The 18,434-nt window shown below is 66.9% G+C and carries 21 protein-coding genes and 1 pseudogene; 4 read left to right on the forward strand and 18 right to left on the reverse strand.

The genetic code is table 11. The annotated features are described in order from the left end of the window. Positions 1-57: 57 nt before the first annotated feature. The 6 genes from AAHH99_RS22370 to AAHH99_RS22395 all read right to left on the reverse strand — a co-directional run bounded on the left by AAHH99_RS22370 (position 58) and on the right by AAHH99_RS22395 (position 3,689). Entirely contained in the window at positions 58-444 is a 387-nt protein-coding gene (locus tag AAHH99_RS22370) for a DUF1304 domain-containing protein (RefSeq protein WP_418770658.1), read from the reverse strand. Next, positions 444-1,082 (reverse strand): hypothetical protein, encoded by a 639-nt coding sequence (locus AAHH99_RS22375; RefSeq protein ID WP_418770659.1) that lies wholly within the window; start codon positions 1,080-1,082, stop codon positions 444-446. Before AAHH99_RS22375 ends, AAHH99_RS22370 begins: the two co-directional genes overlap by 1 nt. An 11-nt stretch (positions 1,083-1,093) precedes the next feature. After that, positions 1,094-2,158 (reverse strand): Holliday junction branch migration DNA helicase RuvB, encoded by a 1,065-nt coding sequence (ruvB, locus tag AAHH99_RS22380; RefSeq protein WP_418770660.1) that lies wholly within the window; start codon positions 2,156-2,158, stop codon positions 1,094-1,096. Beyond that, a complete protein-coding gene (gene ruvA, locus AAHH99_RS22385; protein ID WP_418770661.1) occupies positions 2,155-2,742 on the reverse strand; it encodes a Holliday junction branch migration protein RuvA in 588 nt (195 codons plus the stop codon). The genes ruvB and ruvA overlap by 4 nt, the downstream gene beginning before the upstream one ends. Beyond that, the gene (gene ruvC, locus AAHH99_RS22390; protein WP_418770662.1) at positions 2,739-3,305 is read right to left on the reverse strand and encodes a crossover junction endodeoxyribonuclease RuvC; all 567 of its coding nucleotides are present in this window, start codon (positions 3,303-3,305) and stop codon (positions 2,739-2,741) included. The genes ruvA and ruvC overlap by 4 nt, the downstream gene beginning before the upstream one ends. A 75-nt stretch (positions 3,306-3,380) precedes the next feature. After that, a complete protein-coding gene (locus tag AAHH99_RS22395) occupies positions 3,381-3,689 on the reverse strand; it encodes a hypothetical protein (RefSeq protein WP_418770663.1) in 309 nt (102 codons plus the stop codon). A 127-nt stretch (positions 3,690-3,816) separates the two neighbouring features. Between AAHH99_RS22395 and AAHH99_RS22400 the strand changes: the two genes are divergently transcribed. Next, positions 3,817-5,046 carry a mechanosensitive ion channel family protein gene (locus tag AAHH99_RS22400; RefSeq protein WP_418770664.1) on the forward strand — a complete coding sequence of 410 codons (1,230 nt, stop codon included), beginning with the start codon at positions 3,817-3,819 and terminating at the stop codon, positions 5,044-5,046. Positions 5,047-5,053: 7 nt separating this feature from the next. Here the strand turns inward: AAHH99_RS22400 and AAHH99_RS22405 are convergent, their stop codons facing one another. Further along, positions 5,054-5,386, reverse strand: a complete 333-nt coding sequence (locus AAHH99_RS22405) for a hypothetical protein (RefSeq protein WP_418770665.1) — start codon at positions 5,384-5,386, stop codon at positions 5,054-5,056. A gap of 46 nt (positions 5,387-5,432) precedes the next feature. On the opposite strand from AAHH99_RS22405, the gene AAHH99_RS22410 reads away from it, so the two are divergent. Further along, positions 5,433-5,834: a YybH family protein gene (locus AAHH99_RS22410; RefSeq protein WP_418770666.1), complete on the forward strand. Its 402-nt coding sequence runs from the start codon at positions 5,433-5,435 to the stop codon at positions 5,832-5,834. Here the strand turns inward: AAHH99_RS22410 and AAHH99_RS22415 are convergent. Together AAHH99_RS22415 and AAHH99_RS22420 are read right to left on the reverse strand one after the other, a co-directional pair. Continuing rightward, positions 5,831-6,589, reverse strand: a complete 759-nt coding sequence (locus AAHH99_RS22415; protein WP_418770667.1) for a YebC/PmpR family DNA-binding transcriptional regulator — start codon at positions 6,587-6,589, stop codon at positions 5,831-5,833. The genes AAHH99_RS22410 and AAHH99_RS22415 overlap by 4 nt on opposite strands. Positions 6,590-6,673: 84 nt before the next feature. Next, entirely contained in the window at positions 6,674-7,108 is a 435-nt protein-coding gene (locus tag AAHH99_RS22420; protein ID WP_418770668.1) for a hypothetical protein, read from the reverse strand. Between the two features lie 80 nt (positions 7,109-7,188). On the opposite strand from AAHH99_RS22420, the gene AAHH99_RS22425 reads away from it, so the two are divergent. Continuing rightward, a complete protein-coding gene (locus AAHH99_RS22425) occupies positions 7,189-8,400 on the forward strand; it encodes an acyl-CoA dehydrogenase family protein (protein WP_418770669.1) in 1,212 nt (403 codons plus the stop codon). A gap of 63 nt (positions 8,401-8,463) precedes the next feature. Here the strand turns inward: AAHH99_RS22425 and pdxT are convergent, their stop codons facing one another. Genes pdxT through pdxS form a run of 3 tightly spaced genes read right to left on the reverse strand, consistent with a single transcriptional unit; the run spans position 8,464 to position 10,738 of the window. Beyond that, positions 8,464-9,048 carry a pyridoxal 5'-phosphate synthase glutaminase subunit PdxT gene (pdxT, locus tag AAHH99_RS22430; RefSeq protein ID WP_064415805.1) on the reverse strand — a complete coding sequence of 195 codons (585 nt, stop codon included), beginning with the start codon at positions 9,046-9,048 and terminating at the stop codon, positions 8,464-8,466. Continuing rightward, entirely contained in the window at positions 9,045-9,881 is an 837-nt protein-coding gene (gene tesB / locus AAHH99_RS22435; RefSeq protein ID WP_418770670.1) for an acyl-CoA thioesterase II, read from the reverse strand. The genes pdxT and tesB overlap by 4 nt, the downstream gene beginning before the upstream one ends. An 8-nt stretch (positions 9,882-9,889) precedes the next feature. Continuing rightward, positions 9,890-10,738, reverse strand: coding sequence for a pyridoxal 5'-phosphate synthase lyase subunit PdxS (gene pdxS / locus AAHH99_RS22440; protein WP_231987587.1), 849 nt, complete (start codon positions 10,736-10,738; stop codon positions 9,890-9,892). Between the two features lie 437 nt (positions 10,739-11,175). Between pdxS and AAHH99_RS22445 the strand changes: the two genes are divergently transcribed. Next, positions 11,176-11,895, forward strand: a complete 720-nt coding sequence (locus AAHH99_RS22445) for a hypothetical protein (RefSeq protein WP_418770671.1) — start codon at positions 11,176-11,178, stop codon at positions 11,893-11,895. Between the two features lie 7 nt (positions 11,896-11,902). Here AAHH99_RS22445 and AAHH99_RS22450 read toward each other — a convergent pair. The 6 genes and pseudogenes from AAHH99_RS22450 to thrS form a co-directional block, all read right to left on the reverse strand. Beyond that, positions 11,903-12,930: pseudogene (locus AAHH99_RS22450) on the reverse strand (NUDIX hydrolase). Continuing rightward, positions 12,927-14,120, reverse strand: coding sequence for a glycosyltransferase family 4 protein (locus tag AAHH99_RS22455; protein WP_418770672.1), 1,194 nt, complete (start codon positions 14,118-14,120; stop codon positions 12,927-12,929). The pseudogene AAHH99_RS22450 and the gene AAHH99_RS22455 overlap by 4 nt, the downstream one beginning before the upstream one ends. Then, positions 14,117-15,055, reverse strand: coding sequence for a phosphatidylinositol mannoside acyltransferase (locus AAHH99_RS22460; RefSeq protein WP_418770673.1), 939 nt, complete (start codon positions 15,053-15,055; stop codon positions 14,117-14,119). Before AAHH99_RS22460 ends, AAHH99_RS22455 begins: the two co-directional genes overlap by 4 nt. Continuing rightward, positions 15,052-15,729: a phosphatidylinositol phosphate synthase gene (gene pgsA, locus AAHH99_RS22465; protein ID WP_418770742.1), complete on the reverse strand. Its 678-nt coding sequence runs from the start codon at positions 15,727-15,729 to the stop codon at positions 15,052-15,054. The genes AAHH99_RS22460 and pgsA overlap by 4 nt, the downstream gene beginning before the upstream one ends. After that, the gene (locus tag AAHH99_RS22470; protein WP_418770674.1) at positions 15,726-16,313 is read right to left on the reverse strand and encodes an HIT family protein; all 588 of its coding nucleotides are present in this window, start codon (positions 16,311-16,313) and stop codon (positions 15,726-15,728) included. The genes pgsA and AAHH99_RS22470 overlap by 4 nt, the downstream gene beginning before the upstream one ends. Beyond that, on the reverse strand, positions 16,310-18,364 hold the full coding sequence (gene thrS, locus AAHH99_RS22475; RefSeq protein WP_418770675.1) for a threonine--tRNA ligase: 2,055 nt from the start codon (positions 18,362-18,364) through the stop codon (positions 16,310-16,312). The genes AAHH99_RS22470 and thrS overlap by 4 nt, the downstream gene beginning before the upstream one ends. Between the last annotated feature and the right edge of the window lie 70 nt (positions 18,365-18,434).

The raw sequence follows: 18,434 nt of genomic DNA on the forward strand, positions 1-18,434 counted from the left end.
CCACTGCGAGATTGTCCCGACGGAATCGCAGTGGCCGCACGTTCGGCGCGACGGGCCCTACAGCGTGACGGCCACCGCCAACAGCACGATCGCGATCAGCGGAAAGATCCCCTGTGTCGCAGCGGCGTTCGCCTTGTCCGGTGACGACAACAACAACACCAGCGCCGCCGCCAGCATCGACCCGACACCGGCGAAGATCAACGCGATGCCGACCCAGTTGTAGCCCATGGCGCCGATCACGATTCCAGCGAGCGTGATGATGGCCAGAAACAGGTTGTAGAAGCCCTGGTTGAAGGCCAACTCCTTGGTGGCCAGCGCTTCTTCCTCGGTGAGACCGAAGGTCGCCCTGGTGCGCGCCGACGTCCACGTCAGCGACTCCATCACCCAGATGTAGATGTGCAGCAGGGCGGCGAGGCCCGCGAAGAACAATCCGACGAAACCCATTACGCGACCACGCTTTCCACTCGCACCACCGGCGGTATGGCCAACATCACCAGACCCGTCAGCGCGATCCAGACCACCACGCTGTAGGCGCCGGGCAATCCGGTCCAGGTGTGCAGCAGCGCGGGGATCCCGAGCACCGCAAGGGCCGCCGACCACTTCGGCAGCACACCGGTACGCCACACGATGTACGCGGTGGTGAATATCAATGCGGCCGAACCGATATGGCTGTAGTGGTACAGCCATACCGCCATGCCGAGGAACGGTTGCGAGTACGACGTCACGGTGAGGTCGTCGAACCGCACGATGGCGGCGGGCACGGCGACCTCGGCGGCCAGGCCGGCCGCGGTCAGTGCGAGGAACACCGTCCCACCGATCGCCGCGGTGTACACCGCACCGGTGGGCCCGGCCGCCGACCGCAGCATCGACACGAGCACGCCGAGGAAGAGCAGGCCGAACAGCAGATGCAGTAGCGGAAGCGTGCCGTTCAGGGTGAGAAATGTTGCTGCACTGTCGAAATGGGCGTCCACCCCGTCGGCGTCCTTCGGCATCTCCGGTGAGCCGACCAGATACGCCGGTACGACCACACCGGCGCAGGCCACGCCGAGCAATCCGCCCAGCCTGATCGTGCCGCTGCCCATTGCCGTCCTCCTCAGTCGAAAAGACCCACCTGCCCAAGACCGGTGACGCCGCTCGGCGGGGTCAGGCCGAGGTGCGTCCAGGCCTGCGCGGTGGCCACGCGTCCCCTCGGTGTGCGCGCGATCATCCCGGCGCGCACGAGGAACGGCTCACACACCTCTTCGACGGTCGTCGCCTCCTCGCCGACGGCGACCGCCAGCGTGGAGACACCGACCGGTCCCCCGCCGAAACTTCGTGTCAGCGCGGACAACACGGCGCGGTCGAGGCGGTCGAGCCCGAGCTCGTCGACGTCGTAGACCTCCAGCGCCGCCTTGGCGATGTCGCGGGTGATCACCCCGTCGGCACGGACCTCGGCGTAGTCGCGGACCCGGCGCAGCAGCCGGTTGGCGATGCGCGGTGTACCTCGCGACCGTCGAGCGATCTCTGCACCCGCGTCGGCGCCCAACTCGATACCGAGAATTCCCGCCGACCGCGCCAACACCCGCTCGAGTTCGGCGGGCTCGTAAAAGTCCATGTGGGCGGTGAAGCCGAACCGGTCACGCAACGGCCCCGTCAGCGCGCCCGAGCGGGTGGTCGCCCCCACGAGCGTGAACGGAGCGACATCGAGCGGAATCGACGTCGCACCGGGCCCCTTCCCCACCACGACGTCGACGCGGAAGTCCTCCATCGCCAGGTACAACATCTCCTCGGCAGGCCGAGCGATGCGGTGAATCTCGTCGATGAACAGCACGTCGTGCTCGACGAGGTTGGACAGCATCGCGGCCAGATCGCCTGCGCGCTCGAGCGCCGGACCGGAGGTGACCCGCAGCGAGGAGCCGAGTTCGGCCGCGATGATCATCGCCAGCGACGTCTTGCCCAACCCGGGTGGTCCCGACAGCAGGATGTGATCCGGTGTGCCGCCGCGGTTCTTGGCACCCTCGATGACCAGTTGCAGCTGCTCGCGGACGCGCGGTTGCCCGATGAACTCGTGGAGCGACCGCGGGCGCAGGCTCGCGTCGATGTCGCCCTCCCCGACCGTCAGCGCCGGCGAGACGTCACGCTCGTCGGCGTCGGCGTCGTCGTCGGTGAATCGGCTCATTTGTTACCCAGCATCGACAATGCCGCCCGCAACGCGGTCGACTGATTGGCTTCGGGGTCGTTGGCCAACACCTTGTCGGTGGCTTCTTCGGCCTGTTTGGCCGCGAATCCAAGCCCAATGAGCGCTTCCACCACCGGGCCCCGCACCGCATGGCCAGTTGCCGTCGCCGCACCGGACGGCGAGACGGCGCCAACCTTGTCGCGCAGGCTCAACGCCATCAACTCGGCGGTCTTCTTGCCCACTTTGGGAATCCGGGTCAGCGCGGTGATGTCGGCGTCGCCGATGGCCTGGCGCAAGGTTGGCCCGTCGTACATCGCCAGCGCGCCGAGCGCGATGCTGGGACCGATTCCGGACACCCCGAGCAGGGTGAGGAACAGGTCGCGGGCGTCGCCGTCGGCGAAGCCGTAAAGCGTCTGGGAGTCTTCGCGCACGATCATCGCGGTGATCAGCCGCGCCTCGGCGCCGCGGCGCAGGGTGGCCAGCGTCGACGGGGTGGCCATCACCTTGTAACCGACCCCGCCCGCCTCGATCACGACGTGGTCGAGTGCGATGTCGAGAACCTCACCGCGAACGGATGCGATCACCGTGCCGCCCTCGCTTTCGCCTTGAGCGTGGCCTTGTACTTGCGTTGTTGTTCGGCGGCCAGCGCCTCGGCCGCCGCCATCCGGGCGATCATCGGCGCCCGCCAACAATGGCAGATCGCAAGGGCCAACGCGTCGGCGGCGTCGGCGGGAGTCGGTTTGGCCTGCAGCGCAAGGATTCTGGTCACCATCGCGGTCACCTGCGCCTTGTCGGCGTTGCCGTTACCGGTGACCGCCGCCTTCACCTCGCTGGGTGTGTGGAAGTGCACGTCGATGTCGCGGCGGGCCGCCGCGAGCGCGATCACTCCGCCGGCCTGCGCGGTGCCCATCACGGTGGAGACGTTCTGCTGGGAGAAGACCCGCTCGATCGCGATCACGTCGGGTCTGTGGGTGTCCATCCAGTACTCCACGGCCTCGCTGATCACCAACAGCCGCCGGTGCAGCGGATCGCCCGACGGGGTGCGAACCACGTCGACGTCGAGCGCTGTGACCTGCCGACCCGTACCGCCCTCGATGACCGACAGGCCGCAGCGCGTCAACCCGGGGTCGACTCCCATCACCCGCACGTGAGGCCCTTCTGTGAACACTTGTTCGAGAGCTTAGCCGCCTGCAGGCCCGCCACTGGGCAGGGACACGCCCGCTCAGATCACGAACTGCCCCCCGCGTCCGCCCGCGGTGATCTCCAGCGCGATCTCACTCATGCGGCCCTTCGACCGGTTCCACCCGCGGACCAGTTCGCGGCCTACTTGATGCCCGTCGCGCTCGACGGTGATCACCCAGCGCACACCGCAGAACTTGCCGAGCAACCAGAACGGCCACAACACCACAAACAGCGCGCCGACGAGAAGCTCCAGCCAACCGAACGTCAGGTCAAGGGCGTCGCCCGGGAACGGCCACCACCGCCTGCTGATCTGCCACTCGGTGCCGAATGTGTCGCGTACCACTGCCACCCGCCAATTGTGCTTGTGAGAAAGCAGAACCCGCGTTCGACGCCCCGAAGCCGATGTTTCCTCACGCGGCAACAGGGCTACCGTCGATTGAGGACCTGATCCCGATTCGTGGAGTTGACCTCATCCCATGCCCGACGAGACCGAACTGCAGACCGCAAGCAACCTCGCCGTCACCCTTGCCTGGGCGGCCGGATCGATCGCCGCCGTGTACGTGTTCGGGGTGGTGCTGACCTGGGTGATGGCACGCGTCAGTCGCCGCAGCGCGCTGATCAAGGACATCGAGGTGCTCACCCGCAAACCCGTCCGCATGCTGCTGATGGTGATCGCGGCGACGGTCACGGTGCGACGGACGTCGGACACGGCCGACTCGTGGCGCGGGTGGGTGGACCACTGGCTGCTGATCCTGATGATCGTCTCGATCACCTGGCTGGTCACGGGCTTCGTCCGCGTCGCCGAGAGGCGCATGATCGCCCGTTACGGCGGGGGCGGTGAGGAGATCTCGGACGCCGACCGGCTGTGGCGCCGGGTTCGGACGCAGGTGACGGTCCTGCGCAGGCTGGCAATCGCGATCGTCGTCATCCTCGGCGGTGCCGCGATCCTGATGACGTTCCCGTCGTTCTCCGACATCGGCACCACGGTGTTCGCCTCCGCCGGTGTGTTGTCGGTGGTGGCAGGCCTGGCCGCGCAGACGTCGCTGGGTGCGGTCTTCGCCGGAATGCAGATCGCGTTCTCCGGGGCGATCCGCGTGGGCGACATCGTCCAGCTCGAGAACGGTCAGTGGTGGGGCCGCATCGAGGAGATCACGCTGACGTACGTCGTCGTGCGGATCTGGGACGAGCGCCGGCTCGTGTTGCCGTCCACCTACTTCACCACCGAGCCGTTCGAGAACTGGACCCGCAGCGCCACCGAGATCATGGGCACCGTCGAGTTCGACGTCGACTTCAACGTCCCGTTCAACGACATGCGCGCCGAGTTGGACCGGCTGCTGTCCGAAAGCGACCTCTGGGACGGCCGGCGCGGCGTTCTGCAGGTGACCGACGCGGTCGGCGGTGTGGTTCGGGTGCGCGTCGTGGTCAGCGCACACAACGCCGGTGCGCTGTACGACCTGCAGTGCACGGTTCGCGAAGGATTGGTCGACTGGGTGCAGCGCACCGGCGGCGTGGTGCCGATCCATCGCATTCAGCCCGCCGAAGCGGCTCCGGAACCGGAGATCGGTGGCGACGTCGCCGGCGAGACCAAGCGCGTGGCCGCGGGGATGTTCTCTGGCAGTCCCGAAGCCGAGGAGCGGGCCAAGGCGTTCGATCACACCATCGACTGCGACGACGACGAGCTCGTGCGGTCCAACGGCAGGGGCTGAGCGTGCCTCAGGACGCCGCGGGCTGCTCGACCGGATCGACCGGATACGTACCCGCCTGCACGGACGCCGCGATCTCGTAGATGCGCTCGCCGGACCGGCGCCAGCCGCGCACCCGTTCGCGTCCTATCCGCTCGCCGTCGCGTTCAATGACGATCTTCCACGACACGCCGAGCCACTTCAGCAGCAGCCAGAACGGCCACATCACCATGAACGGCAGCACGAGCAGGAAGATGAACGCGTCCAGCGTGGAAAACCCGGTCTCCCATGGGATCGTGCGCCACCACCAGCGCCGCACCGTCACCGTCTCCCCCTCGGGGTCAGTCACCGTCGCCCTGGCCATACCCGCGGCCTCCGCTCCTTGAAGTCGTCATCCCGATAATGAGCCAATGACGTTCAGCGGGCACGCCGAAGACAGACAACTCATCCGAGAGCGCCTCGAAATCTACAGCGACGCAGTCATGCGCAAGGACCTCGACGCGTATCTGGCGTGCTGGACCGACGATGGCCGCCGCACCGGTTCGGGCGGGGAATGCCGTGGCAAGAGCGAACTGCGCGACCACTGGCACGGCATCTTCGGGGCCATCGAGCAGATGGCGTTCTTCACCCAGATGGCGTCGCTGACCGTGCGCGACGACCGGGCCGACGCACGGTCGTACTGCCTGGAATTCATGAAGCTGCGCGATCAACCGGGTCGCCAACTGGTCGGCGAGTATGTCGATGAACTGGTGCGCGTCGACGGGAACTGGCTGTTCGCCCACCGCCACTACCGCGTGGCCCTGAAGATCTAGTCCTCAGCGTCGAGTTCGGCAGCGACCTCGTCGGGAATGTCGATGTTGGTGTAGACGTCCTGGACGTCGTCGAGGTCTTCGAGCGCGTCGACCAGCTTCATGATCTTGCGCGCACCGTCGGCGTCCAGCGGCACCGTCACCGAGGGCACGAACCCGGCTTCTGCCGACTCGTAGTCGATGCCCGCATCCTGAAGCGCGCTACGCACAGCAACGAGATCGGTTGCCTCGCAGATGATCTCGAAAGAATCACCGAGATCGTTGACGTCTTCGGCCCCGGCGTCGAGCACTGCCATCAACACGTCGTCCTCGGTGAGGTCGTTCTTGTCGAGGGTGACGACGCCCTTGCGCGAGAAGAGGTAGGACACCGAACCCGGGTCGGCCATGCTGCCGCCGTTGCGGGTCATAGCCACGCGCACCTCGCCGGCCGCCCGGTTGCGGTTGTCGGTCAGGCATTCGATCAGCACCGCAACGCCGTTGGGCCCGTAGCCCTCGTAGGTGATGTTCTGGTACTCGGCGCCGCCGGCTTCCTCACCACTGCCGCGCTTGCGGGCGCGTTCGATGTTGTCGTTGGGTACCGACGATTTCTTGGCCTTCTGGATCGCGTCGTACAACGTGGGGTTGCCCGCCGGGTCGCCGCCGCCCACACGCGCCGCGACCTCGACGTTTTTGATCAATTTGGCGAACATCTTGCCCCGGCGGGCGTCGATGACGGCTTTCTTGTGCTTGGTGGTGGCCCACTTGGAATGGCCGCTCATGCAGGTAGTACCTCTCCGTGCGCTTTCGTGCGCCAAGTTTCGTGCGCTGAGTCCGCCCGACGAGTCTACGTGGACGTTTGCGCCCTACCGAACCGCGTCGGGCGACGTCAGCGCGATGACGCGGTAGCCGACGGCGGCCGGCCAGCCGATGTGACCGTGCACGTGCAGCTGCAGCCACGTCGGTGCGCCCGACGGGTCGTCGGTGAAGGTCACGGCGGCGTCGACGATCGCGCCGGTCTCGCCGGAGGCCTGGAGAACGACCGACACCGACAACGTCGCGCTACTCAGCGAGGCCCGGTTGTACGCGAGACTGTCGGGAAGGAAGAACGATGCCGAGAAGTTCGGCGTCCGGATGCCTTTGGGAGCGTTCGGTGCTCTGCGCAGCGCCAGACCGGACACGAGGGGTTTGCCGTCGAACCAGGCGGTTCCGGTGTACTCGGTGTGCCGCGCGTCGCTGCCATTAGGAAGCGTGACCAGGGTATCGATGCGCGGTTGCGGCTCGACTTCGACCATCGTCATCGCGGCGTTCCCGTTCTGCCGGCCCTGTTAGGTCTGCCACAATACTTCGCCGCTATCTTACTCCGCAGTAAGATAGCGGCATGTCCTTCTCGCTTGAGCTCTCGCCGGATCTCGTCCACGTCCGGGACTGGGTGCACGAATTCGCCGCCGACGTCGTCCGCCCTGCCGCCGCGGAGTGGGACGAACGCGAAGAGACGCCGTGGCCGATCATTCAAGAGGCCGCGAAGGTCGGCCTGTACTCGATGGAGTTCTTCGCCGAGCAGGCAGGCGAACCGTCCGGTCTGGGAATGCTCGTGGCGTTCGAGGAGATGTTCTGGGGTGACGCCGGTATCGCGCTGTCGATCCTGGGTACCGGCCTGGCCGCGGCGTCGCTGGCCGCCAACGGCACCCCCGAGCAGATCGGCGAATGGGTGCCCCAGATGTTCGGCAGCGTCAACGAACCGAAGGTCGCATCGTTCTGCTCGTCGGAGCCCGGCGCCGGTTCCGACGTCGGCGCCATCCTCACCCGCGCCCGTTACGACGAGGCCAAAGACGAGTGGGTCCTCAACGGCACCAAGACCTGGGCCACCAACGGCGGTATCGCCGAGGTGCATATCGTTGTCGCGTCGGTGTACCCCGAACTGGGCACCCGCGGGCAGGCCACGTTCATCATCCCGCCGAACACCCCCGGCTTCCGGCAGGGGCAGAAGTTCCTCAAGCACGGCATCCGCGCCTCGCACACCGCCGAAGTGGTACTCGAGGATGTGCGCATCCCGGGCGGGCTGATCGTCGGCGGCAGGGACAAGTTCGAGGAGCGCATCGCGCGGGTGCGCGAGGGCAAGAAGGCCAAGAGCCAGGCGGCGTTGGCGACGTTCGAGCGCACGCGGCCCACCGTCGGCGCCATGGCGGTCGGCGTGGCTCGCGCCGCTTATGAGTACGCGCTCGACTACGCCCGTCAGCGCGAGCAGTTCGGCAAGAAAATCGGCGAATTCCAGGCCATCGCATTCAAGTTGGCCGACATGAAGGCCCGCATCGACGCCGCCCGGATGCTGGTCTGGCGGGCCGGTTGGATGGCGCGCAACGGCAAGGCGTTCGAGAACGCCGAGGGGTCGATGGCCAAGCTGGTGGCCAGCGAGACCGCGGTGTACGTCACCGATGAGGCGATCCAGATTCTCGGCGGCAACGGCTACACCCGCGAGTATCCCGTCGAGCGGATGCATCGCGACGCCAAGATCTTCACGATCTTCGAGGGCACCAGCGAAATCCAGCGCCTGGTGATCGGCCGCGCGATCACCGGCCTCGAGATCCGCTAGACCGTCTGTGATTTCGGTGCACGTAGTTGCGCTGCGCGCAACCAACTACACCGAAATCGCAACTCAGAGCATCGAGACGAACAGTTTGTGGATGCGGCGGTCGCCGGTCATCTCCGGGTGGAAGGCCGTCGCGAGCCGCTTGCCCTGGCGCACCGCGACGATGTGACCGGCGGCCTCGGCGAGCACCTCGACCTCGGGTCCGACGCGTTCGACCCACGGCGCCCGGATGAACACGGCGTGCACCGGCCCGTCGACGCCGCCGAAGGCGATATCGTCTTCGAACGAGTCGACCTGGCGGCCAAATGCGTTGCGTCGCACCGTCATATCGATCCCCTTCAGCGGCGTGGCCTCCCGGCCGGTCGACCCGGCATCGAGGATCTCCGAGGCCAGCAGGATCATGCCCGCACACGAGCCGTACGCAGGCATACCGTCGGCCAGCCGCGACCGCAGGGGTTCGAGCAGATCGAGTTCGCGCAGCAGGTGGCTCATCGCCGTGGACTCCCCGCCGGGGATTACCAGCGCGTCGACGGCCTCCAGTTCTCGCACCCGCCGCACGGTCGACGCCTCCGCCCCGGCCTCGCGCAGCGCCGCCAGGTGTTCGCGGGTGTCGCCCTGTAGCGCAAGGACACCGACGTGCGCAGTGCTCACGGTGTGTAGCCGCGCTTGAAGCGGGTCAGCCCCTCCTGCATGACCGCCGCCACCATCTCGCCGTACTGGTTGAAGATCTTGCCCTGACACAACGACCGGCCCCCGGAGGCCGATGGTGAGGACTGGTCGTAGAGCAGCCACTCGTCGGCGCGAAACGACCGCATGAACCACATCGCGTGATCGAGCGAGGCCACCTGCAGATGCTTACGCTCCCCGGAGTGGTGCACCTGGGCCGATCCCAACAGCGTCAGATCGCTCATATAGGCCAGCGCGCAGATGTGCAGCACATAGTCGTCGGGCAGCGGATCGCGATGACGGAACCACACCTGCTGCTGAGAAGCCTTGCCGGGCAACCGGGTCAGCTTCTCCTGCGGCACGATGCGGACGTCCCACTCGGCGAACTGGTTGAAGCCCGCATCGTCGAACGCCTTGATCTCGGTCAGTCCCGGACAGTCGTCGGGTGGCGGCGCCACCGGCATCGCGTCCTGGTGCTCGATTCCGCTCTGGTCGGTCTGGAAGGAGGCCGACATCGAGAAGATGGTCTCGCCGTGCTGGATCGCATTGACGCGACGGGTGATGAAAGACCCGCCGTCGCGCAACCGCTCGACGATGTAGACCGTCGGCGCCTTGGCATCGCCCGGGCGCAGGAAGTAGCCGTGCAGCGAATGCACCTGAAACGTCGGGTCGACCGTGCGCACCGCAGACACCAGCGACTGGCCCGCCACGTGTCCGCCGAAAGTGCGCTGCAGGAAACCGGATTCGGGGCTGAACACGCTTCCCCGATAAATGTTGACCTCGAGCTGTTCGAGATCGAGGATCTGTTCGATCGCCATTCGGTCGGTTACCAGCCGCGTTCGGCGAGCCGGTGTGGCGCTGCGACACTCTCCACGTTGATGCCGACCATCGGCTCACCCAATCCGCGCGACACCTTGGCCAGCACGTCGGGATCGTCGTAGAACGTGGTGGCCTTGACGATGGCCGCGGCGCGCGCTGCGGGGTCGCCGGACTTGAAGATGCCCGAGCCGACGAACACCCCCTCGGCGCCGAGTTGCATCATCATCGCCGCGTCCGCCGGGGTCGCGATGCCGCCTGCGGTGAACAGCGTCACAGGCAGCTTGCCTGCCCGAGCCACCTCGACCACCAGGTCGTAGGGAGCCTGCAATTCCTTGGCCGCGACGTACAGCTCGTCCTCCGACAGCGAGGTCAGCCGACGGATCTCACCGCCGATCTGACGCATATGGGTGGTCGCGTTGGACACGTCGCCGGTGCCGGCCTCGCCCTTCGAGCGGATCATCGCCGCGCCCTCGGTGATGCGGCGCAGGGCCTCACCGAGGTTGGTCGCACCGCACACGAACGGGACGGTGAACTTCCACTTGTCGATGTGGTGGGTGTAGTCGGCAGGCGTCAGCACCTCGGACTCGTCGATGTAGTCGACACCGAGGCTCTGCAGAATCTGCGCCTCCACGAAGTGGCCGATGCGAACCTTGGCCATCACCGGGATGGTGACCGACGAGATGATCCCTTCGATGAGGTCAGGATCACTCATGCGCGCGACGCCACCCTGGGCGCGGATGTCGGCGGGCACCCGTTCGAGCGCCATGACCGCGACCGCACCGGCGCCCTCGGCGATCTTGGCCTGCTCGGGAGTGACCACGTCCATGATCACGCCGCCCTTGAGCATCTCGGCCATGCCGCGCTTCACCCGGGCTGTTCCGGTATGGCCAGAGCCGTTGTGATGCGAGCCGTTCGCTGCGGTTTCCACTGCTATCTCCTCCGATTGCTACCGATCCAGTGTAGTGGGGCCGCCAAATCAATTGGATCCGCAGTCCGCGGACGGTGACTTGCGAACCGCTGCCGTGACGGCTCCCCCACCGGGAATCAGTTCAGATGCCATTGTCTCATCACACCGGCGATAGCCGACAATTCAGCAGCGCTCGAGTGACCCACGCTGCACGGGAGAGACCTGAAGCCGGCGATTCGGCCGCCGCGGCACCTGGCGCCCGCGTCCCCTGCTGAACCTCTCCGATGCGCTGACGACGGCGATCCGTGGACGATAAGCTGCCTGCGCGCTGGGAGCCGACCGGCTGTCCGCTGATTCTGGGTCCAAGGAATGACAGGAGCGGGCAGATGACAAGCACTCCCATCGGGTTCACGTCGCTGGTAGCCGCACTCGCACTGGGCGTATGGGGCATCGGCGCCGTGGATGTCACGCACGAGGTCGCATTCGCCTCAGCAGGGACACACGGTGTCGCGGAGAGTCCGATGCTTCCGACGGAGATGCACGGTGATCCCGACGAAGCGAGCAACTACTGGAGCCAGCAGAACTTCCAGGATTGCGGCCTGATGGCGGTCGCCACCGTCGTGGGCCTCACCACTGGGAAGGCACCCACGGAGCAGGAAATCGTGGCGGTGGCCTCTAGCCTCAAGAGTCCCGGCAGCGACCGGCCGATCTATACACCACCCAATCCGAACGATCCGAACTCGGACAACGGAACCGACTCCGACGACCAAGTACTTCTCCTGAAGCACTATGGCGTCAACGCCACCGCCACTGACGACGATCTGGCTGCCCAAACCGGTTTGGCCACCGGTATTCCCGCGCTCATCACTTACCTCGACAGCGGGCGTCGACTGATCGCGGGCGTCAACTCCGAGACGATCTGGGCGGAGGATGGCAGCCACACCGACGACGACCACTCCGTCGTCGTGAGCGGTGTGGACCCGGAGGCGGGAATCGTCTACCTCTCCGACAGCGGGAGCGAGGACGGCGACGGCGAACAAGTACCCATTGACGTCTTCGAGAAGGCGTGGGCGCCCGGTGCGCACGATTTGATCGTGGCCGGCTGACGACCCGTCAGCGAATCTGCACTGTCGGCCCCGTGGGGCGGGTTCCCCCGTCGGCCAGAACGGCGGCCTGATCGAGCAGTTCGCCTAGTTGCAGCGGGTAGACGGTCTCGCCACCGGCCGCCAATTCTTGAATCACAGTCTCATCGCACCAGCGGTAGCCGTGAATCGTGCGTCGTTCCAGCGCTGTATGACCGCCCATCGTCGGCTCGAATCGTGTTGTGCGGTGCACGAAGAACAGCTCTTGGCTGCGGATCACCGAACCGTCGAACTCGAAGACCGCCTGCCGCCGCCACAACGGGCCGACCAGGTCGCGGGCGGCCACCCGCAGACCGGTCTCCTCGCCGACCTCCCGTGCCGCGGCGGCCGCGAGCTCCTCGCCCGCCTCCACGGCGCCGCCGACGGTGAACCACCAGCGCGGCGGATCGGACAGCGCCGGGTCCGAACCGCGAAACAACAGCACGGCGCCGGTCTCGTCGAGCAAAACCACCCGCGCCGACGTGCGCCAGCTCACCTCCGACCGCCCTCCGGTACCGTCTCGGACCGCTCGACGATTTCGAAATATGTTGGCAGCGCGGCGGTTCCACCGAGCCGCAACATGCGCACCACCGGCCGTTCGCGCAGAGCCAGAGTGTCGCGCACCGCGTCGTTGTGGAATCGCCGGGCCAGCACCACCCGCGCTTCGGCGTCGGTCAGTTCGGCGACCAGAGCATGCGGCACCAACCGGGGGTCCACCTGGGCCAGCGCCGCGGAAAGGTCATTCTCGGCACCCTCGCGGGCGGACCTCGGTGCCCGTTCGGCGGCGTCGGCGAGCACGGCCAGCCGCGTCGCTTCCGGTCCATTACCGTAGGCATCGACGGCGACCGCGCGGGCGACGACGGCACGGCGCGCCAACGCTCCGTCGAGCGCCTGCCAGGACAGGTCGTATCGCACATGCAATCGATCGAGCCGGTTGGCGGTCTGCAAGGCCCACGCGCCGACCACCAGGATGACCACGACCAGCACCGCCAGCGCGATCACGACGATCCAGGTGATCACCGGACGCCTCCGGTCGCCTTCCTGGCCCTCGCTGTCGCCGTGGCCCTGGCCTTGGCTGAGCTGTCACCACCGGAAACCGTCACCGTGCTGCCCGACCCGGAGACGGTCTCGTACACTCGCATGACCTGTCGGGCCACCACAGACCAGTCGTAGGGCCGGACGGCTTGGGTGGCGGCGGTGACGTAGTGCCCGCGCACCGCATCGTCGGCGAGCACCTCGATCAACCCCTCGGCCAGCGCCGCCGCGTCGTCGACCGGGACGAGGCGGCCGGCCCTCCCGTCGTCGAGCACCTGCCGGAACGCGTCCAGGTCGCTGGCGACCACGACGGTGCCTGCGGCCATCGCCTCGACGAGCACGATGCCGAAGCTCTCGCCCCCCGTGTGGGGTGCGCAGTACACGTCGGCACTGCGCATCGCCGACGCCTTGACCGCGTCATCGACCTGACCGAGAAAGCGCAGATGCGACGCGAGGTCGCCCGCATCATCACGCAGTTCGTCCTCGTCACCGCGACCGACGACGAGGACCTCGACATCGGGGAACCGTTCGACCAGCGTGGGCAGCGCGCGCAGAAGGACGGCCATGCCCTTGCGCGGTTCGTCGAAGCGGCCCAGGAACAGCACCGACCTACCCGGGCGGGGATAGCCTTCGAGCAGCGGCGCGGACGCGAACGCCGCCACGTCCACCCCGTTGGGGATGACGACGGCGTCGCTGCCCAACGCCTCCATCTGCCAGCGGCGGGCCAGGTCCGAAACCGCGATGCGCCCGACGATCTTCTCGTGCATCGGCCGCAGGATCGGCTCGAAAACGGTCAGCGTCAACGACTTTGTGGTCGACGTGTGGAACGTCGCGATGATCGGGCCCTCGGCGATGTTGAGGGCGAGCATCGACAAGCTGGGGGCGTTGGGCTCGTGCAGGTGCAGCACGTCGAAGTGGCCGTCGGCCAGCCACCGCTTGACCAGGCGGTGCGTGGCCGGCCCGAACCGGAGGCGTGCGATCGATCCGTTGTACGGAATCGGCACGGCCTTGCCGCCGGAGACGACGTAATCGGGCAGCTGCGCACCCGGCGACGACGGGGCCAGGACGCTGACGTGGTGGCCCAGGCTCTGCATCACCTCGGCCAACTGCAACACGTGCGACTGCACTCCACCCGGCACATCGAACGAGTACGGGCAGACCATGCCGATCCTCACGGGCTGGCCTCCAGCCTCGCGCGCCGCTCCGCCGACAGGTCGGCCAGCCACTGCGGTTGCATCATGTGCCAGTCGGCCGGGTGGGCGGCGATGTTGCGGGCGAACCGGTCGGCCAACGCCTGGGTGATGACGGTGACGTCACCCGACGACGTGTCGATCTCGGGAAACACCCGCATGCCCCACCCATCGCCTTCGAACCAGCAGTGCACCGGGAACAGCGCCGCCCCGGTCTCGATGGCGAGTTTGGCCGAGCCCGCGGGCATGCGCGTGGCTTCGCCGAAGAAATCCACCTCGACCCCGCTGCGGCTGAGGTCACGGTCGGCCATCAGGCACACCGGCCGGTTGTCGCGTAACCGCTCGGCGAGCACCTCGAACGGGGGCCGGTCACCGCCGGTCAGCGGGACGACTTCGAAACCCAGGCCCTCCCGGTACGCGACGAAGCGGTTGTACAACGACTCGGGCTTGAGGCGTTCGGCGACCGTGGTGAACGTGCCGTAGTTCTGGGCCAGCCAGACCCCCGCCATGTCCCAGTTGCCGCTGTGCGGCAGCGACAGCACCGCGCCGCGGCCGGCGTCCAACGCGGCCCACAGCAGGTCGACGTGGTCGACGACCAGTTCGCGGGCGATCGCCTCGTGGTCCATCGTCGGTAACCGGAAGGCCTCCCGCCAGTATCGGGCGTAGGAAGCAAGCGAAGCACGAACCAGGCCGTCTGGCACCTGCTCGGGCGGTACACCGACGACACGGGCCAGGTTCTTGCGCAGCTGTTCAGGCCCACCGCCGCGCGCCGCGAAATGGGCACCGGCGTCGAAAGTGTTGCGCGCGAAGAACTCCGGCATCGCGCGCACCATCCGCCAGCCCGCCGCGTACCCCCAATCCGCCAACCGGCCACCCAACGGGTTGGCACTGGCCGACGGCCCCGAGGGGGTGGTCGTCACGGCTCTCTCGCCTCCGGTTCGTCCCCGCCCGCGTCGGTGGCGTCGGGTTTGGCGATCCGATCCATTGCTCCCGGTGAGGTCCGCACGCTGTGCACGCGTTGCCCCAGCGTCACCAGGCTGGCCACCGCAAGCACCCACATCGCGATGTGCAGCAGCCATACGACCCCGAACAGACCGGACAGCCCCGCGCCCAGCAGCACGATGATCAGCCGCTCCGGACGTTCGATCAGACCGCCCTCCCCTGACAGTCCGCTGGCTTCGGCCCTGGCCTTGATGTAGGAGATGACCTGCGAGGTCACCAGGCAGATCGCGGTCGCGACCACCAGCGATGCGCTCTGCAGCCCGAACGCCGCCCACCACAACAGCCCGCAGAAGATGGCGCCGTCGCTGATGCGGTCGCAGGTGGCGTCCAGCACCGCCCCGAAGCGGGTGCCTCCGCCGCGCTGGCGGGCCATCGCACCGTCGAGCATGTCGGCCAGCACGAAGAGCCACACGACGAACGAGCCCCACCACAAATGACCGATCGGGTACAGCGTCAACGCCCCCAGCACTGAACCCGCGGTGCCCAGGATCGTGATGCTGTCCGGGGTGAACCCTGCGCGCAGCGCACCCTTGGCGATCGGCGTACTGATTTTCTCGTACGCCGCGCGGGTCATCAGGTAGAAGTTGCTCACTGCTGTCTCGCCCATTCGGTGGCCAGCAGTTCACGGGTCTCACGCAGCAACTGCGGCACCGCTTTCGAGCCGCCGATGATCGTGATGAAGTTCGCGTCGCCGCTCCAGCGCGGCACCACGTGCATGTGCAGATGATCGGCCAGCGAGCCGCCCGCCGACTGGCCCAGGTTGAGCCCTACGTTGAAACCGTGCGGGTGAGAGACCGACTTGATCACGCGAATGAGCTTCTGCGTGAACGAGATCAGCTCGAAACTCTCGTCGGGGTTGAGGTCCTCCAACTCGGACACCCGTCGATAGGGCACCACCATCGAGTGCCCCGGGTTGTACGGGTAGAGGTTGAGCACGATGTAGACGGACTCGCCGCGCGCGACGACCAGTCCCTCCTCGTCGGGCATCGTGGGGATGTCGGTGAACGGCTGGCGGGACTTGCCCGAGCCCGCCGACCCGCCCTTCATGGGCGCTTCGGCGATATAGCTCATCCGGTGCGGTGTCCAGAGCCGCTGCAGATGGTCAGGGTCACCGGCACCGCGGTCGACCACCGTGTGCTCGTTGATGCCGCTGTCGGCTTGCTCTTCGGCGCTCACTTGGCTGTGCCCGCCTCGAGCAGTTCGGCTGTGGGAGCGGCGTTTCGACGGCTCGCGATCCAGTCGGTGATCGCGGCGACGGCCTTGTCGCGCGGTACGCCGTTGATCTGGGTGCGGTCACCGAACCGGAAGCTGACGGCGTCGGCCTCGACGTCGCGGTCCCCCGCCACCAACATGAACGGCACCTTCTGGTTGGTGTGGTTGACGATCTTCTTGGCCATCCGGTCGTCGCTGGCGTCCACCTCAGCCCGGACACCCTTCATCTTCAGTTGCGTCGCAAGGCCGTTCAGATACGGAACGTGGTCGTCGGCGACGGGAATGCCGACCACCTGCACGGGCGCCAGCCAGGCCGGGAAGGCCCCGGCGTAGTGCTCGGTGAGGATGCCGAAGAACCGCTCGATCGAGCCGAACAGCGCGCGGTGGATCATCACGGGCCGCTGTCGCGATCCGTCCGCGGCGGTGTACTCCAACTCGAAGCGCTCCGGGAAGTTGAAGTCCAGCTGGATGGTCGACATCTGCCAGCTGCGGCCCAGCGCGTCTTTGACCTGAACCGAAATCTTCGGACCGTAGAAGGCCGCGCCGCCTGGATCGGGCACGAGGTCGAGCCCGGAGGCGGCGCCGACCTCGGCCAGCACATCGGTGGCTTCTTCCCACAGCTCGTCTGAGCCGACGAACTTCTCGGGGTCCTTCGTGGACAGCTCGAGATAGAAGTCCGTCAGGCCGTAGTCGGCGAGCAGGTCGAGGATGAAGCGCAGCAGTGAGGTCAGCTCGTCACGCATCTGTTCGCGGGTGCAGTAGATGTGCGAGTCGTCCATCGTCAGCCCGCGAACCCGCGTCAACCCGTGCACGACACCGGAGAGCTCGTAGCGATACACCGTCCCGAATTCGAAGAGCCGCAATGGAAGTTCGCGGTACGAACGCCCACGCGACCGGAAGATCAGGCAGTGCATGGGGCAGTTCATCGGCTTGAGGTAGTAGTCCTGGCCAGGTTTGCGCACTGTGCCGTCGGGGTCGAGTTCCGCGTCGAGGTGCATCGGCGGGAACATGCCGTCGGCATACCAATCGAGGTGTCCGGAGATCTTGAACAGCTCGGCCTTGGTGATGTGCGGGGTGTTGACGAACTGGTAGCCGGCCTCGATGTGCTTGCGCCGCGAGTAGTCCTCGAGCTCGCGCCGGATGATCCCACCCTTGGGATGGAAAACGGCCAGCCCCGAACCGATTTCGTCGGGGAAGCTGAACAGGTCGAGCTCGGCGCCGAGCTTGCGATGGTCGCGGCGTTGCGCCTCCTCGATGAGCTCGAGGTGCTTGTCGAGCGCTTCTTGCGACTCCCAGGCCGTGCCGTAGATCCGTTGCAGGCTGGCGTTGTTCTGATTGCCGCGCCAGTAGGCCGCTGAGCTGCGGGTGAGCTTGAACGCCGGGATGTACTTCGTCGTCGGGATATGCGGGCCACGGCACAGATCGCCCCAAACACGTTCGCGGCTACGGGGATTGAGGTTGTCGTAGGAGGTCAGCTCGTCGCCACCGACCTCCATCACGTCGGGATCGCCGGACTTGTCGTCCACCAGCTCGAGTTTGTAGGGCTCGTTGGCGAGTTCTTCGCGCGCTTGGTCTTTCGACTCGTAGACGCGCCGAGAGAACAGCTGGCCTTCTTTGACGATCTGGCGCATGCGCTTCTCCAGCGCAACGAGGTCTTCGGGCGTGAACGCGCGCTCGACGTCGAAGTCGTAGTAGAACCCGTCGGCGATCGGCGGACCGATGCCGAGCTTGGCCTGCGGGAAGAGATCCTGCACGGCCTGTGCGAGCACGTGCGCGGTGGAGTGTCGGAGCACGCTGCGGCCGTCGTCGGTGTCGGCGGCCACGGGAGTCACCTCGACGTCGGAGTCGGGCGCCCAAGACAGGTCGCGCAGCCGGCCATCGGCGTCGCGGACGACGACGATGGCGTCGGATGCGCCCCGGCTCGGCAGGCCCGCCTCGCGCACCGCCTCCCCCGCAGTCGTCCCGGCAGCGACCCGGATCAGGGCTGCTGGGGTGCGGTTGGTGGCGGCGCTCATCGGTGACTCTCCAGTTTCATTGTCAACAGACTCGAGGACGCGACCATGCTATCGGTGCCCACCTGCGATC

Origin of the sequence: Mycobacterium neumannii (genome assembly GCF_048452905.1) — a bacterium.
In the GTDB taxonomy this organism is placed as follows: Bacteria; Actinomycetota; Actinomycetes; order Mycobacteriales; family Mycobacteriaceae; genus Mycobacterium; species Mycobacterium neumannii_B.